This is a genomic window from uncultured Ruegeria sp. (assembly GCF_947489545.1).
Taxonomy (GTDB): domain Bacteria; phylum Pseudomonadota; class Alphaproteobacteria; order Rhodobacterales; family Rhodobacteraceae; genus Ruegeria.
Genome location: NZ_CANLDZ010000021.1, coordinates 16,575 through 38,340 on the forward strand (window position 1 = coordinate 16,575; position 21,766 = coordinate 38,340).

Genomic DNA, 21,766 nt, shown 5'->3' on the forward strand with positions numbered 1-21,766 from the left:
ACCGTTCACCAGCGGGTCAGCGCGTCTTCATCCTCATCCTTGGCGGCAACCCAATCTGCCCCCGCCCCGGTAATTTCTTTTTTCCAGAACGGGGCGCGAGACTTTAGGTAGTCCATCAGAAACTCGGCAGCTTCGAATGCGTCTTTGCGATGTGGTGCAGCAGTGGCAACCATCATGATCCGGTCGCCGGGCACCAGGCGCCCGTGCCGGTGGATGACAAGAACATCGCCCAGAGACCAGCGCGCCATGGCCTCTTCGGCGATTTTTGTAAGCGCACGCTCGGTCATGCCTGGATAGTGTTCGATCTCCATCACATCCAGATTGCCCGTGGCCAGGTCGCGTACCACGCCCGTGAATGTCACGATCGCTCCGTTTGTAGCGTCTGCAGCCGCGAAGGCGTTGGCCTCGGCACCCAGATCAAACGCGTCTTCCTGTACGACAACCCGCATTGCTTTAGCCGCCGGTCATTGGGGGAAAGAACGCCACCTCGCGCACACCCGCCAATGAGGCATCAAAATCCGAAAGCTCCTGATCCAATGCGACACGCAGGGCCGAAACATCTGCAAAAGCCGCGGCATAGCGGTCTTCCCGTGCGCTGAGTTCGGCTACCAGATCCGAGACCGTGGCTGCATTGGTCTCGACCCGCTCTTTGGGAAGACCGATCCGTTCGCGGACCCAAGCGAAATACAGCACGTCCATTGCTCAGCTCTCCTTCAGATGGGGCATGGCTTTACGTAGGTAATCATAGCCTGTGATCAATGTCAGCGCCGCTGCAAGCCACAGCAACCACAACCCGATCCGTCCCGACCAGAACATAGCTTCAAGGTTCCAACGCACGCCAGTCAGATCTTCGATCTGTCCGGTCAGAACCTGATCGATCATAGTGGGGTCCATCCCGAAGGTGCCCATCACGAAGTAGTGCTCAAAAATGCCCTGAGAAAACAGCACAGCAATGGCGATCATCTGCGCAGTGGTCTTCCACTTTGCCAGCTTGGTGACCTTCAGCGTTCCGGCCACATCACCAAGATATTCTCGCAGACCCGAGACAAACACCTCGCGAAACAGGATTACGGTGGCTGGCAGCACCAGCCAAGGCGTCCAGTGTTCGGTCGAATACCCCACCAATATCATCAAAGCGATCACCACCATTGCCTTATCGGCAATCGGATCCAGCATGGCCCCTATCCTAGTTTCCTGCTTCCAGGCACGGGCCAGATAACCATCAAACCAGTCAGTGATTGCCGCTGATAAAAACAGGATCAGCGCAAACCAATCCGCATAGGGTCGGGTGAAATACAGAAACATAATGGCCAGACCGGGCGCAGCCAGCAGGCGAAGAACGGTCAGGGTGTTCGGCAAGTTCCACTTCATGAAGTGGACAGTACATCGGCGGTTCCGGACAGAAAAGGCAGGACGGCAAAAAACTGCGTCAATCACAGTCGCTTGAAGAGTTTTGGGTCAAACCGTCGCAATCAGATCCTCGCTGCAGGATACAACTTGGCGCGGGGCGGGTTTACCGTCAGATTGCCGGACGGGCCAACCAAGGGACGCGTGCGGAAAAGATGACGACTCATATTCGAACCGATCCCCGTTCAAACCTGATTGGCAGCGCCTGGATGATCGCTGCTATGGCCGGGTTCGCGCTCGAGGATGCGTTGTTGAAATCTGCATCCATCGCCCTGCCGATCTGGCAGGTTTTGGTTCTATTCGGCGCCGGTGGAACCGCCATATTTGCCTGTGTGGCCGGGCTGCGCGGCACGCGTTTGCTGCAACCCGATGTGCTGTCGGCCCCGATGAAGATACGCGTATTCTTCGAAATCTTCGGGCGCTTGTTCTACGTGCTGGCCATCGCGCTGACACCGCTGTCTTCCGCCACGGTGATCCTGCAAGCCACACCACTGGTCGTGGTTGCCTGTGCCGCGCTGTTCTTCGGTGAAACCGTCGGCTGGCGACGATGGAGCGCGATCTTTGTGGGCATGATCGGCGTCGTGATTATCATTCGACCCACCGGACACAGCTTTTCCATTTTGTCGATTCTGGCGGTACTGGGAATGCTGGGCTTTGCCGGTCGCGACTTGGCCAGTCGCGCTGCGCCCGCAAGTTTGGGAACCGAAGTTCTTGGGTTCTATGGTTTCCTTTGCGTCATCGTCGCCGGGTTTGCCTATCGGTTCTGGGAGGGTGCTCCGATTGCCACCCTATCCTTTCATACAAGCCTGCATTTGGCAGGCGCTGCGGTGCTGGGCACAATTGCTTACGCCTCACTGATGAAGGCCATGCGCACAGGGGAAGTTTCAGCCGTAACCCCGTTTCGCTATTCCCGTCTGTTGTTTGGAATCGGCCTGGGTGTCTTCCTGTTCGGAGAGCATCTGGACAGGACCATGTGGATCGGCAGCGCGCTGATTGTCGCCTCGGGCCTTTACATTCTTTGGCGGGGTCGGCGGGCTTAACCCTTGTCGTGGAAAAAGTCATACACCTTCTGCGCCAACCCTGCTGAGATCCCATCGACCGCCTTCAGATCCGCCAGATTGGCCCGGCTGACCGCCTTGGCACTGCCAAAATGGGCCAGCAAGGCACGCTTGCGAGCCGCACCTACGCCGGGGACTTCATCCAGTGGTGTTGCCCCCACCGCCTTGGCGCGTTTTGCCCGGTGCGTGCCGATCGCGAACCGGTGGGCTTCGTCCCTTAAGCGCTGAATGAAGTACAGCACAGGGTCGTTGCGTTTCAGGGCAAAGGGGCGTTGGCCGGTCCGGTGGAATTCTTCCTTGCCATGATCTCGGTCGATCCCTTTGGCGACACCGACCATAGGGATATCTTCGACCCCGTATTGCGCCATGATCTCTTGCACAGCGCTCACCTGCCCGGCACCGCCATCAATCAGCAGCAGATCGGGCCACAGACCTTTGTCGCGGTCAGGGTCTTCTTTTTGAAGACGCGTGAAACGACGAGTCAGAACCTCTTTCATCATCCCGAAATCGTCACCGGGGGTCAGGTCGTCGCCCCGGATGTTGAACTTGCGATATGCGTTTTTCACGTACCCTTCGGGGCCGGCCACGATCATGCCGCCCACCGCGTTGGTGCCTTGAATATGCGAGTTGTCATAAACTTCGATCCGGTTCGGAGGGCTATCCAATTCAAATGCCTCGGCCACACCGCGCAGCAGCTTGGCCTGCGTCGCGCTTTCGGACATGCGGCGGGCCAGCGACTCACGCGCATTGCGTAGTGCACCGGCCACCAATTCCTGCTTTTCACCGCGCTGGGGCACGAGAATCTCAACCTTGCGCCCGGCTTTCTCAGTCAGCGCCTCTTGCATCAAATCGGCGTTTTCAATTGCGTCTGACAGGATTAACTGCCGGGGCGGTTCCTTGTTGTCGTAGAACTGACCCAGAAAGGCCTCCATCGTCTCAGCAGCCGAGACATCCGGCCCCACGCGCGGATAGAAGTCGCGGTTTCCCCAATTTTGGTTGGCGCGAATGAAGAACACCTGAACACAGGCCTGTCCACTGTCCATATAAAGGCCGACTACATCCGCCTCGGTCACACCACGCGGGTTAATGCCTTGCGAGGTTTGCACCTGTGTCAGTGCCCGGATCCGGTCGCGCAGACCGGCGGCACGTTCGAACTCCATCGCCTCGGACGCGGCCATCATCTGCTCAGCCAGGTCCTCTTGCACCTTGGTTGATCGACCCGACAGGAACCGTTCAGCGTCACTGACACTTTCGCGATACTCGGTTTCAGAGATCAGCCCAACGCATGGCCCGGAACACCGCTTGATCTGGTACAGCAAACAAGGCCGCGACCGACCGTCGAACATGGAATCTGAGCAGTTGCGCAGCAGGAATGCCTTTTGCAGCTGATTGAGCGTCCGATTCACCGCACCAGCACTGGCGAAGGGGCCAAAATACGCCCCTTTCTCTTTCTTCGCCCCGCGATGCTTTTTGATCTGCGGAAAAGCATGGTCCTTAGCGACCAGAATGTTTGGAAAACTTTTGTCGTCACGCAGCAGCACGTTGTATTTCGGCTTGAGCTGCTTGATCAGGTTCTGCTCAAGCAGAAGCGCCTCGGTCTCGGTCCTTGTCGTAAGGAACATCATCGAAGCCGTCGCGGCGATCATCCTTTCGATCCGCCCCGAATGGCCGGGTCGCGCATAGTTCGAAACCCGCGCCTTTAGGTTCCGCGCCTTGCCCACGTACAAAACCCGGCTGTCACCATCCAGCATGCGATAGACGCCCGGAGAGCTATCCAGCGTCTTCACGTAGCGCTGAATGCAGGCATATCCGGTGGTCTGAGTATCCGTGTTCGTATCGTTGTGAGAGTTCATGGCCTTGAAATATGATTCTTTGTCATTGGCTGCAATCTTGAGCGCCCCAGATCAAGAGAAAACAAATCCACGGTTTCTGTGGATAACTGTGCAGATAAGTTTTGGGCCACAGTGATTTTTCCTTGTTTTCTTGCCATTTCCCTACGCTGCACAAAAAATAGGCGCTTTTTTAAGTTACTGTTTTTAAATGAAACTTTTTTGATAACTTAGCAAGTATATGAAAAAAAAGACATTTTTGTAACGTCGATGTAACAGAACTGCGAGCAGTGCAAAACTTGCAGCAAATTTAGCTATTCTACACCCAGAACGTCTGGCGTCCGCCATCCCAGATGCTGACCGCCATCAACGCATAAAAGCTGCCCGGTTACGGCAGGGGCGTCCAGAAAATACCCCAGCGCAGCGGTGATATCTGAAGGGTTCGCACCGCGTTCCAGAACCGTATTGGATCGTTGCGCCTGAAAGTGCTCATCGCTTTGACGATGGCCCTTCACTGTTGGACCGGGCCCAATCGCATTCACCCGGATTGCGGGGGTCAACGCCTGCGCTGAAGTGCGTGTCAGTGCCCATAACCCCATCTTGGCGATTGTGTATGACATGAATTCCGGCGTCAGTTTTTGGACACGCATGTCGACCATATTGATGATCGCACCCGTCGCAACGGGTTCGCCACTTGCATCGATCGCGGGTTCCAGCCCCTGTTCGGCCATTGCCTGGGTCAACACAAACGGTGCGCGCAAGTTGCTGTCGAGATGGCGGTCCCAGCTTTGGCGGGTCGCTGTATAGATGCTATCATGTTCAAAGATCGAGGCATTGTTTACCAAACAGGTGATCGGTCCGCCCAATGCCTCTGCTGCGCGAGGCAACAAGGACAAAACCTGCGCCTCATCCAGCAGGTCAGCTTGCAGCGCAACGGACTGTTGGCCCAGGGCTTTAACGTCGGCCACAGTTTCCTGTGCAGGTTGCTGTGAAGTTGCATAATGCACCGCCACATCATAGCCGCGGCCCGCCAGGTACAGCGCCATCGCCCGACCCAGACGAATTCCAGCGCCGGTTACTAAAGCTCGGGTCATGGATCACCTCTTTCCGTCAGATCACACCAGCAATGTGGTGACATACAGCACATAAAGGAAAGTCAATGCCACACCCCAGTTACGTGAGATGTCCTTTTTGAAGAAAACAAACGGGATCAGCAGCAGGGATGCCGCCAGCATGACCCACAGGTCATAACGCAAGAATTCGGGTTCCACAGGAATCTTTCCGAACCAGGTGGCGATACCAACAATGGCCAACAGGTTGAACATGTTGGACCCAATGACATTGCCCAGCGCCACATCTGCCTGACGGCGAAGCGCCGCCATAACGGTGGTCGCCAATTCCGGCAACGAGGTTCCCACGGCGATCAGGGTCAAACCGATCACTGTCTCGCTGACGCCGTACTCCCGCGCAATGATAGTGGCGTTGTCCACCAGCAAATGGGCACCCATCGGCAGGCCGATCAACCCAAGGATCAGGTAAATCGAGACCTTCCAATACGGCATATCCGGATCGGCCTCTTCCAGACCTTCCAGCTCCTCCTCTTCTGCGCAGGCGTCACCAATTGCTTTGCGATGGGCGTTCGCCTCGCGAAACGCATTCCCCAACACCAAAGCCAGCGCAGTCAGCAGAATGGCCCCGCTGAACAGGTTGAACACGCCGCAAAATGCCAACCCAATGAACAAAACTGTTGCTAACAGCATAAAGACGTAGTTTTTGCGGCTGTCGCATTCGCTGGTGTGCAAGGTTGCGAGTAAGGCCGGTACACCCAGAACAAGAAGGATGTTGGCCGTGTTCGAACCAACAACGTTACCCAGCGCGATCCCGGGCGCGTTTTCCTTCAAGGCGCTGATTGCAATCAACAGCTCTGGCGCAGATGTGCCAAAAGCCACAATGGTCAGGCTGACGATCAACGCGGGCACGCCCAACCGAAGGCTCAGGTTCACGGCACCGCGCACCAGCGCATCACCGGCCAGCAAAAGGATTACCAATCCAAGGCCAGATAGCAGCCATGCCGTCATGCCCGGCCTCCCTTTTCGCAGGCGCAGGGGCCTTTTCCAATTTTGAAACGTCCGCAGCGCGGACATTTGGCCGATTTTAAACGCTTCTGACCGGGAAAGCGTAGCTTCCCGAACATCGCTAATACGCCCATGGCGATCAGGAACAGAGTGACAATCTTGACGATCACGTCACAAGCCGAAGCGTGCGTAGGCTGCTCGCTCCTCTAGTCCGGCCACGGCATCCTGCGCCAGCGCCGCACCGAACCGCGACCAGATCGGCTTCTTTACGCCATAGCGGCGAAACTTCACCTTTTCGCCAAACCGTTCCTGTAGTTTTGGTTTGAGATGGGCAACGCCATCAATCAGACCCAACTCATGCGCACGGCGGGCCAACCAGACCTCTCCTGTGAACAGATCGGCGCTTTGGTCCAGCTTGTCCCCGCGCCTTGCTTTGACATGCGCAATGAAGTTTTCGTGGATGTCGTCTAACAAGCGTTCAAGCCGCGCGACATCTTCTTTCTTTTCCGGGGCGAATGGATCCAGCATCGACTTGGACTGACCCGCGGTGTGCACGCGGCGTTCAAAGCCCTGTCGCGCCAGAAAGACGTGGGCTCCGAACCCTGACGAGATCACACCGATCGAGCCCAGGACCGAACTGTCATCAGCCCATATCTCATCTGCCGCCGCTGCCAGCCAATAACCGCCCGAGGCTGCTACATCCTCGACAAATGCTATGACCGGTATCTCGAGCTCTTGCGACAGCCGACGAATTCGCGCCCCGATCAATGAGCTTTGGACCGGAGAACCGCCAGGCGAATTTATCTCAAGCGCGACTGCAACCGGCTTGCCTTTGCGAAACGCTTTTTCAATGACGGGGGCCAAAGTGGTGTCATTCAAAGACCCGCGTCCGGCCATACCTATGGCACCAGACAGACGGATGACGGCCACGCTGGGCTGCTTTTTTACAAACGGCAGGCTGAACTTCATGGGTGCCGATGTAGAGTGCAGCCAAGATGTAAACAAGGGACTCGCTGGGCGTAAAACGCGACGTGAACCAATTTCATCGAGGCTGCGGGCAAAAATGCAACGCACCAGGGTGGGTCAACTTCGGATGCGCCAGCCTGTTTTGAAGATCCAGCCGATGATGCCCAGACAAATGCCCGTAAAGGCTAGAATGGCCAAAAGGCTGAATGTGATCGGCACATCCGCCAGCCCATAAAACGACCAGCGGAAGCCCGAGATCAGATAGACCACCGGGTTGAATAAAGTGATTGTCTGCCACAACGGAGGCAGCATCGAGATCGAATAAAACGTCCCGCCCAAAAAGATCAGCGGCGTCACAACAAGCTGCGGGACAAGGGAAATCTGTTCGAAATTGCTGGCCCAGATGCCGATGATAAACCCTAACAAAGAAAAGCTGAGACAGGTCAGGACCAGGAATGCGGCCATTGCCAAGGGGTGCTCGATACGTATGTCCACAAAGAAATTCGCCGTGACCAGGATTACCAGCCCGACAAACAGTGATTTCGTGGCCGCGGCCCCGACATATCCGATCACGATCTCGATGAAATTCACGGGTGCGGACAGCAATTCATAAATTGTTCCCAGAAACTTGGGAAAATAGATTCCAAATGAGGCGTTTGTGATCGCCAGCATGACAACTGACAGCATGATCAGCCCGGGGACAATGAAGGCCCCGTAAGATACACCTTCGACCTCTTGAATACGGCTGCCAATGGCTGTGCCAAAGACCACAAAGTAAAGTGAGGTCGACAGAACCGGCGACAGAAAACTCTGTGCCAGCGTGCGGAAAAACCGGGCCATTTCGAACCGATATATTGCGGCGATTGCGGACCAGTTCATACGGCCTCTCCCGATACAAGGTTAACGAAGATCTCTTCCAGACTTGACTGACGTGTTTGCACATCGCTCAGCACAAGCCCCGCCTGCGCCACGTCGTTCAGCAACGTTGTGATGCCGGTACGATCCGCATTGGTGTCATAGGTATAAACCAGTGCCCGCCCATTTCCGTTCAAGGTCAGGTTATGCGCTGAAAGGCTGTCGGGGATATCTGCTATCGGATCGGTCAGCATGACCTCGATTTGTTTCTTACCCATCTGCGCCATCAGAGTGTCTTTGTCCTGAACCAGCAGCAATTCACCCTTGTCGATGACTCCGACGCGATCAGCGATGGCTTCGGCCTCTTCGATGTAGTGGGTGGTCAGGATTATTGTGACGCCAGCTTGCTTCAACTCGGCCACGATCTCCCACATGTCCTTGCGCAACTCGACATCCACCCCGGCGGTCGGTTCGTCCAGAAAAAGGATACGTGGCTCATGTGCCAGCGCCTTGGCGATCAGCACCCGACGTTTCATACCCCCGGACAATTCCTTGATGGAGTTCTTACGCTTGTCCCACAAAGAAAGCTTGCGCAGGATCTCTTCAATCCGCGCGTTGTCACTGCCATATCCGAACAAACCGCGCGAAAACCTGACCGTGTTCCAGACCGTTTCAAAAGGCTCCAATGCGATTTCCTGTGGCACAAGACCAATCATTTTTCGGGCAGCGCGAAATTCTGTCTGGATGTCGTGACCGCCCACCGTGACGGAACCGGATGTCGGCGTCGTGATTCCGCAAACTGTCGAGATCAGAGTCGTTTTTCCCGCCCCGTTGGGTCCTAGCAGAGCAAGAATCTCGCCTTCTTCTATGTCCAGCGATACGCCTTTGAGCGCCTCAAAACCATCAGCATAGGATTTGCGCAGATCCTTGATGGATAAAATGGTCGTCATGTCTGCTCCCCGTTCTGCCGGACACACTATCGCGCAGAAAGAACGCGGAACAGGTCAATTCTGCACATAGCCCTGCGCGTCAGTTCACGTCAGATGCCGATAGATCTTAACGGTTGCGCTTGGGCAGCTCTTGATTGGTTGTCCAGTCCCACGTGCCCTGATCCCGGTCAGCAACAGTCTGTTTCCAACCAACTTCCTCGGTTCGGGTTTTAAAGTTGATGCCTTCCGGCGAATGGCGGGTAATCCCGTCAAAAATCGTGGCCAGCCGCTGCGTTTGCATCATACCCATCTGTTCGATGGCCTGATTGATCACCATTTTCTGCATCGCCAACTGGTTGATAGGAACTGATGCCATACGCGAAGCCATGGCTTCGACCGCATCGTTCAGCTGGTCGGAGGGAACTGCGTCCAGGATCAGGCCCATATCAGCCGCCTCGCGCCCGGTGATTTTGTCGCCGGTAAACAGCATGCGCTTGGCCTTTTCTGCTCCCAAACGATAAACCCACATCGACGTGGTCGGACAGCCCCAGACACGGGCGGGCATGTACCCGATCTGCGCGTCTTCGGCCATGATCGTCAGATCGGCACACAAGGCGATATCCGAACCGCCCGCCACAGCAAACCCATGGACTTTGCAGATCACCGGCTTCATTGCTCGCCACAGCGACATGAAATGCTGCGTGTTGCGCCACATGAAACTGTAATCCTTGATCGGATCCCACGGCATGCTTTGCGTCACTTCGCCCGCGCCATTGCCTTCGGCATAGTAAGCCAGATCGTAGCCAGCGCAGAACCCTGACCCGTTGCCCGCAAGAACCATGACATGAATATCAGGGTCCTCATCAGCTTGCGCCACCGCATCGGCCAATTGCACAGGAAGCTCATCATCGATGGCGTTCATCACCTCGGGGCGGTTCAGGGTAATCCGCGCTATCCGCCCGTCTTTCTCGTATAGGACCACCGGCATTTGTTCCTCCTTTTATCGGGTCGAACAAAACACCCGAACTTGCGATCACCTAGCCCTTCCGGTCAAGACGCCACGTCGCAGAACCTCCCTCTTGCATTCCGATCACAGTACCGAAACCTTTGCGCAGGGAGAGTTACCGCATGCTGGATGGAATACGTGTCATAGAGATCGAAGGCCTTGGACCGGCCCCGTTTGCAGCCATGTTGCTTGCGGATCTTGGGGCCGATGTCATTACCATCCACCGTAAGGGCGGAAGCATAACTCCCGGGATGCCCGAACGTTCGATCCTGGATCGCGGAAAACGATCGATAGCGCTCGACCTCAAAGACGACGCGGACCTGGACACCGCCAAACGCCTGATCGACACAGCCGATGCTCTGATCGAAGGGTTTCGCCCCGGCGTGATGGAGCGTCTGGGCCTTGGACCCGAACACTGCCTGAAACGAAACCCCAAACTGGTCTATGGTCGCATGACCGGCTGGGGGCAGGACAGCCCGCTTTCTCAGAACGCCGGTCATGACCTTAACTATATCGCCCTGTCCGGTGCGCTCTGGTACGCGTCGGCGCCCGAGACCCCTCCGCAGACACCCGCCACGCTGGTCGGCGATATCGGCGGCGGTGCCATGTATCTGGTCACAGGTCTTCTGGCTGGTTTGATCAACGCCGAAAAGACCAGGCAAGGCACCATTGTGGATGCAGCCATCTACGATGGCTCAGCCCATATGCTGAACCTGCTCATGAGCATGCGCCAAACCGGCAACCTGTCCGAGGCGCGCGGCCAGAGCTTACTGGATGGCCCGCATTGGAGCCGGACGTACATCTGCTTAGATGGCGGCTTCATCGCGGTCCAATGCCTTGAGCCGAAGTTTTACGCCCAATTCCTGCAGATCATGGGCCTCTCAGACGATGATGCGTTCCAACAGCAATTCGATCGGTCACTCTGGCCAGATCAATCCCGGCGTCTCGCTGCGCTATTTTTGACGCGAAGCCGTGATCACTGGGCTGAACTGTTTCGCGGCACGGATGCCTGCGTTGCTCCGGTGCTCAGCCCCGAACAGGCACAGGCGCATGATATGAACGCTGCGCGCCTAACATGGCGCGACATCGACGAGACCTTGCAAGCCGCGCCCGCGCCGAGGTTCGCGAACACAGCTTGGCACCCAAAATCCAGCCCGATTCGAGGCGAACACACGAAGGAAATTCTGGCAGACTTGGCCAACCTGACCCAGTCTGATCCTTCATCTGGCTAAAAATATCCCGGGGGATGAATTGGCCGCAGGCCAAGAAGGGGGTTGGCCCCCTTCGCCTTCACCGGCTGCGCACGGTATCGATCATCAACTGAACGTTTTCCGGATCCGCATCCGGTGTGATCCCGTGTCCAAGATTGAAAATATGTGGGCCTTTTGAAAACGCCTCAACGATCTGATGCGTCTCATCCACCAGCGCCTGCCCGCCTGTCACCATATGAGACGACGCCAGATTTCCCTGAACGCACCCATCGACCTGCACATGTTCCACCGCCCAATCCAGAGAAACAGAATTGTCCAGCGCAACGCAATCCACACCGGTCGCCCCTGCAAACCCGACATAACCCTCACCTGCTTCCCTTGGGAAACCGATCACGGGGATGCCGGGATGCCGCGTTTTGATGGCTTGCGTGATTACCCGGCAGGGTTCGACGGCATATTTCTGGAATGCCTCGCCTTTCAAAGATCCGGCCCAACTGTCAAATATCTTGACCACCTCGGCCCCGGCTTCAATCTGGGCTGACAGATACTCAATCGTTGCCGCAGTGATCCGATCCAGCAGAGCCTCGAACAAGGCGGTATCGCCTTCACGCAATGCGTGGGCAGGCCCCTGATCAGGCGTGCCACGTCCGGCGATCATATATGTCGCGACAGTCCAGGGCGCACCAGCAAAGCCGATCAAGGTTGTCTCGGCTGGCAATTCCCGCGACAAGATACGGACGGTTTCATAGACTGGCGACAGCGTTTCATGAATATCGCTGACCGGCTTCAATGCCGCGAACTCCGACGGCTGCGTGATCGTCGACAAACGTGGACCTTCACCCGTGACAAACCACAAATCCGCACCCAACGCTTGCGGCACCAGCAAGATGTCGGCAAACAGGATTGCCGCGTCGAACCCGTAGCGGCGGATCGGCTGCAAAGTGACCTCTGCTGCCAGTTCGGGGTTATAGCACAGCGACAAAAAATCACCCGCCTGCGCACGCGTCGCTCGGTATTCTGGCAGGTACCGTCCGGCCTGACGCATCATCCAGATCGGCGGCACCTCCTGCACCTCACCCGCCAGTGCCCGCAGCAGTTTTTTTGTCTCGGCCATCTTCGCCCCCAGTCGTCAAGATTGCGCAACGGGTCGGCTTTCGGCGGCAATTTGTCAAGCGCGGCCCCATTGTCAGGGCAATGTGACGCGACTAAAGCTGGGCGCATGACATTGACCCTGCCCACCCCCGCATCGCCCCTCAGGATTGGCACCCGTGGTTCTCCGCTGGCTCTGGCTCAGGCCCATGAGACGCGCCAAAGGCTGCGCAGGGCATATGATCTTCCCGAAGAAGCGTTCGCGATTAAGGTCATCAAGACCACTGGCGACAATCGCGCTATGATCGACGCGGACAGACCGCTCAAGGAAATCGGCAATAAGGGTCTTTTCACCAAAGAAATCGAAGAGGCGATGCTGCGGGGCGACATTGATATCGCCGTGCATTCGACCAAAGACATGCCCGTCGCCCAACCCGAGGGTCTGGTGCTGGATACCTTCCTGCCCCGAGAAGACGTACGGGACGCTTTCATCTCGGAACACCTGACATCGATCCATGATCTGCCTGAGGGTGCTGTGGTGGGCACTTCGTCCCTACGGCGCCGGGCACAGTTGCTGCACCGCCGCCCGGATTTGAACGTGGTAGAATTCCGCGGCAATGTCCAAACCCGCCTGAAAAAACTGTCTGAAGGCGTGGCCGATTGTACGTTTCTGGCTATGGCGGGCCTGCGGCGCCTGAACATGAGCGACGTTCCGGCCACCGCAATCTCACCGGATGAGATGCTGCCTGCAATTGCACAAGGCACGATCTGCATTGAACGGCGCAGCACCGACCATCGCACTGCCCAAATGCTCGAAGCCATCCATCATGGCGAAACCAATCAGCGGCTGCAGGCCGAGCGGGCGTTGCTTGGCGCGTTGGACGGGTCCTGCGAAACCCCGATCGCTGGTCTGGCTGAAATCCTGAGCGGTCAATTGCGCCTGCGCGGCGAAGTTCTGCGCCCTGACGGATCAGAATCAATCACCGGGGAATTGACCGGACCTGTCGCCGACGGAGCTGAAATGGGTCGCGATATGGCCGTCAATTTGTTGAAACAGGCAGGTCCTGGGTTCTTTGATTGGAAAAATTAATTAAAAAATTTAAACAATGTGAACTACTTCACTGTCGCCCGCCCTGCCATCGGGCATTAAGGTGTCATACCGGTTGGAAAGTCGGATCAGTCTCGAAAGTATCGAAAAGTTTTAGATTGTTGGTGTTTTAGTAAGTATTCGAGGGGGCGAGACTGAACCCCGAAATCCAATCAGTTAGGGCCGCTGTCAATTTCGACAGCGGCCCAATTGATTCATCGGTGAGATTCTGATCACTGATCGCAGATCGCTTCAACGGCCTTGGCGACTGCCTCTCTCGTTTGCCCCAGATCAACCTCGTTTAGCGCCAGCGAAGGGTAAAGCTTGCCCGGTGACTTGAAAATCCCGTGCTCGCGTAAAACTGCATTGTAAGTGGCATTGCGTTTGGGGTCGTCGTGTTTGGCGCTGCGGTAGTCTCTGCAGGTGCTGTCGGTAAAATAGATATCGAACAACGTTTCATCCCCACAAATCTGATGGGCAATCCCTGCCGCCCTCAACGCGTCAGATTGCATTTTTTGCAATGCACGGCCAATTGTGCGGAGCCGATCATAGGCCCCGTCTCGTCGCAAAATCTCCATCGTCTTCAATCCTGCCACCGACGCCACCGGATTGCCGGACAGAGTTCCCAATTGCATCAGCCAGCCGTCTTCGCCAACGCGCGACTTATCGAAATGCTGCATGATCTCAGAACTGGCACCAACCGCCGCCAGCGGAAAGCCTCCACCGGTGATCTTGCCCAGCGTACAAATATCCGGCGTTACGCCATATCGCTCCTGGGCCCCACCATAGGCCAGACGGAAGCCGGTCACGATCTCATCAAAGATCAGCAGCACATTGTGTTTGTCACACAAATCACGCAACCCCAGCAGATACCCGGGCATCGCGGGAATAATCCGTTGCAAAGGCTCGACCATGATTGCCGCGATATCGTCATGTTCGTTCAGCAGATTGGAAACCGCCTCCAGGTCATTGAATGGCGCGATCAGCATCTGCTCAACCACGCCCGCGGGGATACCTGCACTGTCCGGCACAGCCTGCGGGAAATTGACCTCGCGGCTGGGAGCAAGGCTCATTTGTGCTTCTGCGCTCATCCCGTGATAGCCGCCTTCGAATTTCAGGATCTTGTCGCGTCCGGTAAAGGCGCGCGCCAGGCGGATGGCGTACATGTCTGCCTCGCCACCCGAGGCGACAAACCGCACCTGCTCGCAACAAGGTACTGCATCTACAATGGCCTCGGCCAGTTCGATCCCTTTGCTGTTATTGGCAAAGAAGGTCATGCCCTTGGGCAATTGCTCCAGCACGGCCTCCGTCACTTCGGGGTGACCATGGCCCAACAGCATTGGCCCCGAGCCGATTAGGTAGTCGATGTATTCGGTGCCGTCCTCATCCCAGACCCGGCTGCCTTCACCTCGGGCAATAATGATGCCGGGATCAAAATTGCCAAACCCACCGGCAGGCAAGACCGCCTGCGCGCGGGCGATCCATTCGGATTGAGTTTTAATCTTAAGCATCTCAAACAACCTCCAAAATCGGGGAACCCAGAACATCCATATCGGGCACAACGCCCAGGCCCGGGCCCTCGGGCGGGGCAATGCGACCATTGGCTCGAACAGGCGCGTCCGGGCAGATCCGCGGCGCCACGTAAGACGACAGATCACAGGTGTTCAGCAATGCCCCGTGCGGCGTGGACGCTGCAAAATGCAGCGAGGCAGCAGTAACGATATCCGAGCCCCACGTGCATTCCGCGCACGTCTCGGTGCCCAGATGCACACAAAGGTCCCGCGCCCGACGCATAGCTGACAAACCACCGAATTTGGACAGCTTCAGCGCTACCGCATCCATGCAACCTAACGCATGCGCCCGCAATAGTGAGGCCAGATCATAAGCGTTTTCGTCAATTTTCATCGGCAAACCGGTGGCCTGTCGAACAGCGGCACAATCTTCGAGCGTTTTGCAGGGCTGTTCCAACATGACGTCAAGATGCGCCACCGCGCGGCCTGTGCGTGTCGCATGCAACCGCGAGGCCCCGCAGTTCCAATCGCCATAGACAACCGGACCCGATCCCACCGCTTCGCGCACTTTGAGCAAACGTTCCGCATCGGCCTCCCAGTCCCCATCGGCACCCAGTTTGACCTGAAACTGACGTATACCGCTTTGATACGCGGTGGCTGCGATCCGAGCCATTTCGTCTGGTGCGATGCAAGTGATTGAGTGGTAAAGCGGCATATCCTTGCGCGTCCGCCCGCCCAAAAGTGCATAAAGCGGTAAACCCGTGGCCTGCCCGAACAGGTCCCAAAGCGCAATATCAACAATGGATTTGGCATATGCATGGCCCGGCAGAAACCCATCCAGCTCGCGCATCGGCGCATCAACCCCAAAAGGTGAAATACCCAGAATTTCAGGACCCATCTCAGCCACTGCAGCCGGGACACCATCGGCATAGGCAGGTAGGTAATGTGGGATCGGACAAACCTCGCCCCAACCCTTCAACCCGGTATTCGTTTCGAGGCACAGGACATGCGTTTTCACTGTCGCACAGGTCTTGCTTTCGGCCATGTGATAGGTCTCATGACTGGTCAGATCGACAGACCAGAGCGTTATCTTGGTGACCTTCATCGGTAGACCGCCACCGGATCGCCCAGCACGTCTTCGTCCGGATACACGCCAAGTCCCGGCGTTTCGGGCAGGTGCAGGTGGCCATTGCGATTGCGCGGGCCACGGCCTCCAGCGATATCAACGGTGATCATGTCCTGACAAGCCCAGACCGCGTGACAATTGTCGTCCGGAACGGTTGCGGCCAGATGCAGCGCCTCGGCATCGGCCAGAACCGAGCCGCCTGTGGCCATCACAAACATGTCGATGCCATGGGCCAGAGCGATGTCCCGCATCCGCGCGGCCTTGGTAAGCCCACCTACGCGGTTCAGCTTGATCCCAAACACCTCGGCCAACCCGTCACGGGCAATCCGGGTGGCGTCCTGCAAGGTGACAAGGCTTTCGTCCACAGAAACGGGTGAGGCGTGACGACCCGAGATCGCCGCAATATCGTCTAATGTTTCACAGGGCTGTTCGAACATCACATTCATGTCTTCGCAAGCCGTCATGACCTGCAATGCTTGCTGCCGCGTCCAACCCCGGTTCACATCATAAAGAACGATCTCACCAGGTTTCCGAATGCTTTCTACATCGCGGACACGGGCAATGTCGCGCTCGACATCGCCACCAATCTTGACCGAATGTGCTACGTAACCACGGTCGCGATACCGCTCCATCACTTCGCGGGTTTCTTCAGCAGTCTTGGCGCCAACCGAGGACGCAATCGGGCGCGGTGTGCGCGACCCACTGCCCATCAGATCCGCAATCGATAAACCCGCTGCTTGCCCGGCAATATCCCAGCACGCCATATCGATCGGGCTTTTGGCATAGAGATGTCCGGGCAAGGCCGTGTCCATCGCCCGCTCGACCTCAAGGACGCGACGCGGGTCAAGACCCAAGACAAAGGGCGCCATCGTCTCGATTCCCGCCCGGATACCCGGCCCGTGGGCAGGGACGTAGGTGTGACCCCAAGGCGTTCCCTCGCCCCAACCGATCAAGCCACTTTCCGTCTCGATTTTCACCAGAGTTGCGTCCAGAATCTCGAACTTCAGCCGACCACCAGACAACCAATAGGGATGCTCGAGCGGCAGATCGACGTGATAGACCGAGATCCGGGTGATTCTCATTTTAGCTCCACCTCGATAAACGACATCGGGGCATCCCCCGCATTGATCACGTTGTGCTGAACGCCTTTATCCCGGCGATACGCTGTACCAGCCGGAACGGTGACTTCGTTGATCGTGCCATCGGGCAGCTCCAGACGCATATGGCATTCGGTGACAGCTGTGATGACATAGTCCATTGCGTGGCGATGCCATCCTGTTTGCGCGCCGTGTTCGAAATCGAAACGGGTTACCCGGACACGCGCGTCATCGATCATCTGGGTTGCAACGGCCTGTGGTCTCATTTCAGATATTCCTTTTCTGGTTGTCCTGTTCGCCCAATCTGCACACCGGATCTGGCCCCGGCACTTCAACGGCCCGAACTGTCAGGTGGTCAGGTCACATCATGCGGCATCCATTTGCGGCAAATCTTCAATACCCTCGCCCCGCCATAGGACGAACGTCAGGATCGATTTGTCGTAGGTATCCATCGCATGGCTTTGCCAGCTGCCGTGCAGACGCGTCTGTCCCGGTCCAATATGGGCTTCATCCCCTGCGACTTTGAACAGGGCATTTCCGGCGAGGTTCAGATACAACTCCTCGGCCTGATGACTATGCCAATCGTATTTCAAACCCGCCCCCCAAAAGGCGATGTATCCACGTAGCTGGGTCGAGTAAAAATGACCGCTCGGTCCGAACAACTCAAAGTATCCGTACCTTTTAAGAAAATCGACACCGACCTCTTCCTCGGAATAGGCAAGCTGCCAGTTGACCAGATGCGCCGTTGCGCGAACCGCGCCGACCATATGCGCGGTCAAATCTGTTCCAGCCTCGTTAAACCTTTCGACCAAATCCATCGCAGGGATGGGCGTCGGCTGCAGACCCGACGGTGTCAGATCGGTCGGCCAGGCTCCAAAATCCGAAAGATCGGGATGTGATTGGTGCAGCTGACGGGCCGCTTCAAGGAGGTCGTCAAGGGTCACGGGATCACCACAATGTTGCCGGTATGCGCTTTGTCGATAAAGGCCTTCTGGGCCTCACGCAGATCAGCTAACGGATAGGTTGCGGCCAATGCTGGCTTGATCTTGCCATCCTCTATGTATTTCACGACATCGGTGAAGTTTTCCGGCCTGTTTACGGTCGACCCGGTAAAGGTCAGATCGCGCAGGTAGAATGTACGCAGGTCAAGTTCGACCAGCGGACCCGCAATCGCACCAGAACACGTATAGCGGCCACCTCGCTCCAGCATATCAATTAGACTGGCCCACATCGGCCCGCCAACAACGTCGGCAACAACCGTCACCTTCTCGCCGTTCAGCGCAACTTTCAGGTTTTCAGGGCTGCGTGGCAGAATGCGGTCGGGCCCAAGCCTGGCGACATCTTCATGTTTTGCTTCGGACGCCATGGCAATCACCCGCGCACCACGCAACTTGGACAGTTGTATCAATGCGCCACCAACCCCGCCGGAAGCGCCGGGGATCAGAACGGTATCGCCTGCTCCAACATTGGCACGATCCACCATGCCTTCGGCGGTGACGTAGCCACAGATGAACGTAGCCAGTTCTGCGTCACTCAGATCACTCTCGATTGGCGCAACGCCGCGTACATCAGCCTTGGTGTATTCTGCAAAGCCACCGTCGCATTCCGACCCGAAGTACCCGGCCTTGTCGCGGTTCATCGGATCGTCCCAGTCGCGCAACCACCCGGCCACCATGACGCGTTGGCCGATCAGCGAGGGGGCTGCACCCTCACCAACGGCCACAACGATCCCCACTGCATCGGCGCCCTGGATGCGCGGGAAGGTTAGTGGCGCGCCGCCCCAAGTGCTGTCCTCGTCGTCGACCTGCGAATAGGCACCGCCGGTCGTGGCCTCATCGACGGCCTTGGAATACCAGCCCGTTCGCGTATTCACATCCGTATTGTTCAGACCGCAGGCGCCAACCTTGATCACGACCTCCATTGGCCCCGCTTGCGGCGTTGGCCAGCTGTCGTGCCATTCGTATTTGTCCATATCACCGTGGCCGGTGAGGACCATGGCCTTCATTGTTTGGGGCAGCGTCATCAGTTTGTCTCCAGAATTGCGTCCGTTCGCGGCAGCAAGCTTTGAGGGTCATAGGCGGGTTCACTCAACACGCGAGCTGCGCGGGGGTGGCCATGGATCACCACGGTGAGCTTTGTCCCTGGCTTCGCGGCGTCTGGCTCGATGTATGCAAAGGCCAGAATCTTGCCGATCGTGTGGCCATAGACAACCGATGCCGTGGACCCGACTACGCGGCTGTCCAGTAGAACCGCCTCACCTCCGTGCCCGTCGATTTCACCATCCGGTTCGATTTCCAGATAGGCGCAGATCCAAGGCAGGTCTGTGTTCTGAGTCTTGTCTTTGCCCAGATAGTCTTTGTCCGTACGTGCAAAGCGCAGCACGTCGGCCTCGGCCAAAGTGACTTCGTTGGTCAGTTCGCTCGCGCCTTTGAAGCCCTTCTCCATCCGCATCACGTTCATGGCAAAGCTGCCATAGTCGGTGATGCCGTGCGGCTCACCCGCTGCCCAAAGCGCATTGTAGACATCGAGGCAGGCGGCATTGGGCATGTGCAGCTCCCACCCCAGTTCCCCGGCATAGGACATTCGGAAGGCCCAGACGGGGTGACCGGCGATTATGATCTGTTGCGCTGACAGCCAACGGAATCCTGCATTGCTCAGGTCAGCATCGGTACAGCGGGAGAGCACGTCGCGCGACCGGGGACCGTTCAAGGAGAGAGCGGACCATTTGGCGGACAAGGCAGTGATCTGTACATCTTCATCCCGGCGCTGCTGCGCCAGATGGTCCAGCAGGCGCTGTTCAAAGAAGGCGGCGCAGACCAGATAGAACCGATCCTTGTCCATACGGATTATGGCCGTCTCCAAGTCGATCCGTCCACGCCGGTTCAGCATATGGGTCAGGGTGATCGAGCCGATTTTTTGCGGCATCCGGTTTGCGGTCAGGCGGTCCAGCAAGGCATAGGCGTCCGGCCCCACCACCTCGACCTTGGTGAAGGCGGTGACATCCATGATGCCGACGCGTTCGCGCACCGCTTTGACCTCAGCCGCGACCAAGTCGTCGACAGGTGTACGGCGGAAGGAATAGTGATCGCGTTGCTCGACTCCGTCCCGCGCAAACCAGCGGGGGCGTTCGAAGCCGTAGACCTCTTCATGCACCGCGCCTTTGGATTTTAGCAGCTCATGCAGCGGCGATGGCTTGATCGGACGTCCCGCCAGACGGTTGAAATGCGGAAAGGGAATCTCGTGGCGCAGGCAGTAATCTTCCTCAGCTTTGGTCACCTGCCACGCCTTTGTCGCGTAGCTGCCGAACCGGCGCGGATCGTACTCGCGCATCGAGATGTCGGCCGCGCCATGCACCATCCAGCGCGCCAGTTCACGGGTCAGGCCCGGGCCCCAACCAATGCCGATCTGTGTACCACAGCAGCACCAATAGTTCCGAACACCGGGCGCTGGTCCAATCAACGGGTTGCCGTCCGGTGGGTGCGAAATCGCCCCATGTACGTCGCGCTGAATGCCAAGCTCAGCAAAGATCGGCATCCGGTTCAGGCTTTCTTCAAGCCTCGGCATGACCCGATCGTAGTCTGCATCAAACAGCCAATTCTCGTATTCCCAGGGGCAATGATCATGCCAGACCGAATTCGGATTCTCTTTCTCGTAGATCCCGATCAACCCGCGGTTCTGTTCCATCCGGATGTAACCCGAAACTTTGCGGTCGTCGCGGATCACCGGCAGTTCGTTGTCCAGCCCCTGAAACTCCGGAACCGGCTCGGTCACGAAGTAATGGTGCGTCATCGAGGTCATTGGCAGTTGAAGGCCTGACCACTCGCCCATTTGCCGCGCATAGGTACCGCCAGCGTTCACCACATGCTCACAAGTGATAGCGCCCTGCTCGGTCTCGACCACCCACTCGCCGGTCCGTGTCTGTGTGATGTTAGTCGCACGGCAGTTGCGGAAGATGCGCACACCCTTTTGACGGGCGCCATTGGCCATCGCCATGGTCACGTTGGTTGGATCGACATGGCCATCATCCGGCGTATAGAGCGCACCCAACACGCCCTCGATATTGTAGAACGGGTGCAACTCGGCCACTTTCTCCGGTCCGACCAGCTCGATATTGAAGCCAAGTGCGCGGCCCACGGACAGGGTATGGCGCAGCCAGTCCATCTCATCCTCGGTATAGGCCAGACGGAAGGAGCCGCAGCCGTGCCATGTGACGGATTGGCCGGTTTCAGCCTCCAACACACCGGAATACAGCCTAATATTGTAGTCAACGCACTTGCCCAGTCCAAAGCTTGAGGTCGAATGCGTGATCTGCCCGGCCGCGTGCCAGGTGCTGCCGCTGGTCAGCTCGGCCTTTTCCAGGAGCACGGTATCACTGCCCCATCCTTCATGCGCCAGATGATAGGCCAAACCGACCCCCATGACGCCTCCGCCAACGATTACCACGCGGGCATGTGATGGCAGTTCGTTCCCGGACATGATTTTTCCTCTTCCCGAGTCGTGTTTCTACTCGACAGGCTAAT

21 protein-coding genes are annotated in these 21,766 nt (G+C 57.2%); 3 read left to right on the plus strand and 18 right to left on the minus strand.

The annotated features are described in order from the left end of the window. Positions 1-5 precede the first annotated feature (5 nt). From Q1B13_RS21920 to pgsA, 3 genes are read right to left on the minus strand one after another with little or no spacing between them, the layout of a single operon-like run. Positions 6-449, minus strand: coding sequence for a molybdenum cofactor biosynthesis protein MoaE (locus Q1B13_RS21920; RefSeq protein WP_299084291.1), 444 nt, complete (start codon positions 447-449; stop codon positions 6-8). A gap of 4 nt (positions 450-453) precedes the next feature. Then, on the minus strand, positions 454-699 hold the full coding sequence (gene moaD, locus Q1B13_RS21925; protein WP_120632317.1) for a molybdopterin converting factor subunit 1: 246 nt from the start codon (positions 697-699) through the stop codon (positions 454-456). 3 nt (positions 700-702) lie between these two features. Continuing rightward, the gene (gene pgsA, locus Q1B13_RS21930) at positions 703-1,371 is read right to left on the minus strand and encodes a CDP-diacylglycerol--glycerol-3-phosphate 3-phosphatidyltransferase (RefSeq protein ID WP_298937726.1); all 669 of its coding nucleotides are present in this window, start codon (positions 1,369-1,371) and stop codon (positions 703-705) included. 191 nt (positions 1,372-1,562) lie between these two features. Here pgsA and Q1B13_RS21935 point away from each other — a divergent pair, with 191 nt between their 5' ends. Further along, on the plus strand, positions 1,563-2,447 hold the full coding sequence (locus Q1B13_RS21935; RefSeq protein WP_299084288.1) for a DMT family transporter: 885 nt from the start codon (positions 1,563-1,565) through the stop codon (positions 2,445-2,447). Here Q1B13_RS21935 and uvrC read toward each other — a convergent pair. The 7 genes from uvrC to Q1B13_RS21970 form a co-directional block, all read right to left on the minus strand. After that, positions 2,444-4,318, minus strand: coding sequence for an excinuclease ABC subunit UvrC (gene uvrC / locus Q1B13_RS21940; protein WP_299084285.1), 1,875 nt, complete (start codon positions 4,316-4,318; stop codon positions 2,444-2,446). The genes Q1B13_RS21935 and uvrC overlap by 4 nt on opposite strands. Positions 4,319-4,608: 290 nt before the next feature. Continuing rightward, on the minus strand, positions 4,609-5,388 hold the full coding sequence (locus Q1B13_RS21945; RefSeq protein ID WP_299084282.1) for an SDR family oxidoreductase: 780 nt from the start codon (positions 5,386-5,388) through the stop codon (positions 4,609-4,611). Positions 5,389-5,409: 21 nt separating this feature from the next. Next, a complete protein-coding gene (locus Q1B13_RS21950) occupies positions 5,410-6,372 on the minus strand; it encodes a calcium/sodium antiporter (RefSeq protein WP_298937730.1) in 963 nt (320 codons plus the stop codon). A 168-nt stretch (positions 6,373-6,540) separates the two neighbouring features. Continuing rightward, positions 6,541-7,338, minus strand: coding sequence for a S49 family peptidase (locus tag Q1B13_RS21955; RefSeq protein WP_299084279.1), 798 nt, complete (start codon positions 7,336-7,338; stop codon positions 6,541-6,543). A gap of 114 nt (positions 7,339-7,452) precedes the next feature. Further along, the gene (locus tag Q1B13_RS21960; RefSeq protein WP_299084276.1) at positions 7,453-8,214 is read right to left on the minus strand and encodes an ABC transporter permease; all 762 of its coding nucleotides are present in this window, start codon (positions 8,212-8,214) and stop codon (positions 7,453-7,455) included. Next, positions 8,211-9,140: an ABC transporter ATP-binding protein gene (locus tag Q1B13_RS21965; protein ID WP_299084273.1), complete on the minus strand. Its 930-nt coding sequence runs from the start codon at positions 9,138-9,140 to the stop codon at positions 8,211-8,213. The genes Q1B13_RS21960 and Q1B13_RS21965 overlap by 4 nt, the downstream gene beginning before the upstream one ends. Positions 9,141-9,246: 106 nt before the next feature. Further along, the gene (locus tag Q1B13_RS21970; protein ID WP_299084270.1) at positions 9,247-10,107 is read right to left on the minus strand and encodes a crotonase/enoyl-CoA hydratase family protein; all 861 of its coding nucleotides are present in this window, start codon (positions 10,105-10,107) and stop codon (positions 9,247-9,249) included. 140 nt (positions 10,108-10,247) lie between these two features. Between Q1B13_RS21970 and Q1B13_RS21975 the strand changes: the two genes are divergently transcribed. Next, on the plus strand, positions 10,248-11,357 hold the full coding sequence (locus Q1B13_RS21975; RefSeq protein ID WP_299084267.1) for a CaiB/BaiF CoA-transferase family protein: 1,110 nt from the start codon (positions 10,248-10,250) through the stop codon (positions 11,355-11,357). 58 nt (positions 11,358-11,415) lie between these two features. Here Q1B13_RS21975 and hemE read toward each other — a convergent pair whose 3' ends face one another. Then, positions 11,416-12,450 (minus strand): uroporphyrinogen decarboxylase, encoded by a 1,035-nt coding sequence (hemE, locus tag Q1B13_RS21980; RefSeq protein ID WP_299084264.1) that lies wholly within the window; start codon positions 12,448-12,450, stop codon positions 11,416-11,418. Positions 12,451-12,555: 105 nt separating this feature from the next. Between hemE and hemC the strand changes: the two genes are divergently transcribed. After that, positions 12,556-13,515 (plus strand): hydroxymethylbilane synthase, encoded by a 960-nt coding sequence (hemC, locus tag Q1B13_RS21985; protein WP_299084261.1) that lies wholly within the window; start codon positions 12,556-12,558, stop codon positions 13,513-13,515. A gap of 230 nt (positions 13,516-13,745) precedes the next feature. On the opposite strand, the gene Q1B13_RS21990 is transcribed toward hemC, so the two are convergent. The 7 genes from Q1B13_RS21990 to Q1B13_RS22020 all read right to left on the minus strand — a co-directional run bounded on the left by Q1B13_RS21990 (position 13,746) and on the right by Q1B13_RS22020 (position 21,722). Next, positions 13,746-15,023 carry an aminotransferase class III-fold pyridoxal phosphate-dependent enzyme gene (locus Q1B13_RS21990; protein WP_299084258.1) on the minus strand — a complete coding sequence of 426 codons (1,278 nt, stop codon included), beginning with the start codon at positions 15,021-15,023 and terminating at the stop codon, positions 13,746-13,748. A 1-nt stretch (position 15,024) separates the two neighbouring features. Then, positions 15,025-16,128 (minus strand): mandelate racemase/muconate lactonizing enzyme family protein, encoded by a 1,104-nt coding sequence (locus tag Q1B13_RS21995; RefSeq protein ID WP_299084255.1) that lies wholly within the window; start codon positions 16,126-16,128, stop codon positions 15,025-15,027. Continuing rightward, the gene (locus tag Q1B13_RS22000) at positions 16,125-17,231 is read right to left on the minus strand and encodes a mandelate racemase/muconate lactonizing enzyme family protein (RefSeq protein ID WP_299084252.1); all 1,107 of its coding nucleotides are present in this window, start codon (positions 17,229-17,231) and stop codon (positions 16,125-16,127) included. The genes Q1B13_RS21995 and Q1B13_RS22000 overlap by 4 nt, the downstream gene beginning before the upstream one ends. Continuing rightward, complete coding sequence (locus tag Q1B13_RS22005) at positions 17,228-17,512, minus strand: cupin domain-containing protein (protein ID WP_298937741.1); 285 nt, start codon at positions 17,510-17,512, stop codon at positions 17,228-17,230. Before Q1B13_RS22005 ends, Q1B13_RS22000 begins: the two co-directional genes overlap by 4 nt. A gap of 99 nt (positions 17,513-17,611) precedes the next feature. Then, complete coding sequence (locus Q1B13_RS22010) at positions 17,612-18,190, minus strand: dimethylsulfonioproprionate lyase family protein (RefSeq protein ID WP_299084249.1); 579 nt, start codon at positions 18,188-18,190, stop codon at positions 17,612-17,614. Then, a complete protein-coding gene (locus tag Q1B13_RS22015) occupies positions 18,187-19,269 on the minus strand; it encodes an alcohol dehydrogenase family protein (protein ID WP_299084246.1) in 1,083 nt (360 codons plus the stop codon). Before Q1B13_RS22015 ends, Q1B13_RS22010 begins: the two co-directional genes overlap by 4 nt. Beyond that, entirely contained in the window at positions 19,269-21,722 is a 2,454-nt protein-coding gene (locus Q1B13_RS22020; RefSeq protein WP_299084243.1) for an FAD-dependent oxidoreductase, read from the minus strand. The genes Q1B13_RS22015 and Q1B13_RS22020 overlap by 1 nt, the downstream gene beginning before the upstream one ends. Positions 21,723-21,766 lie beyond the last annotated feature (44 nt).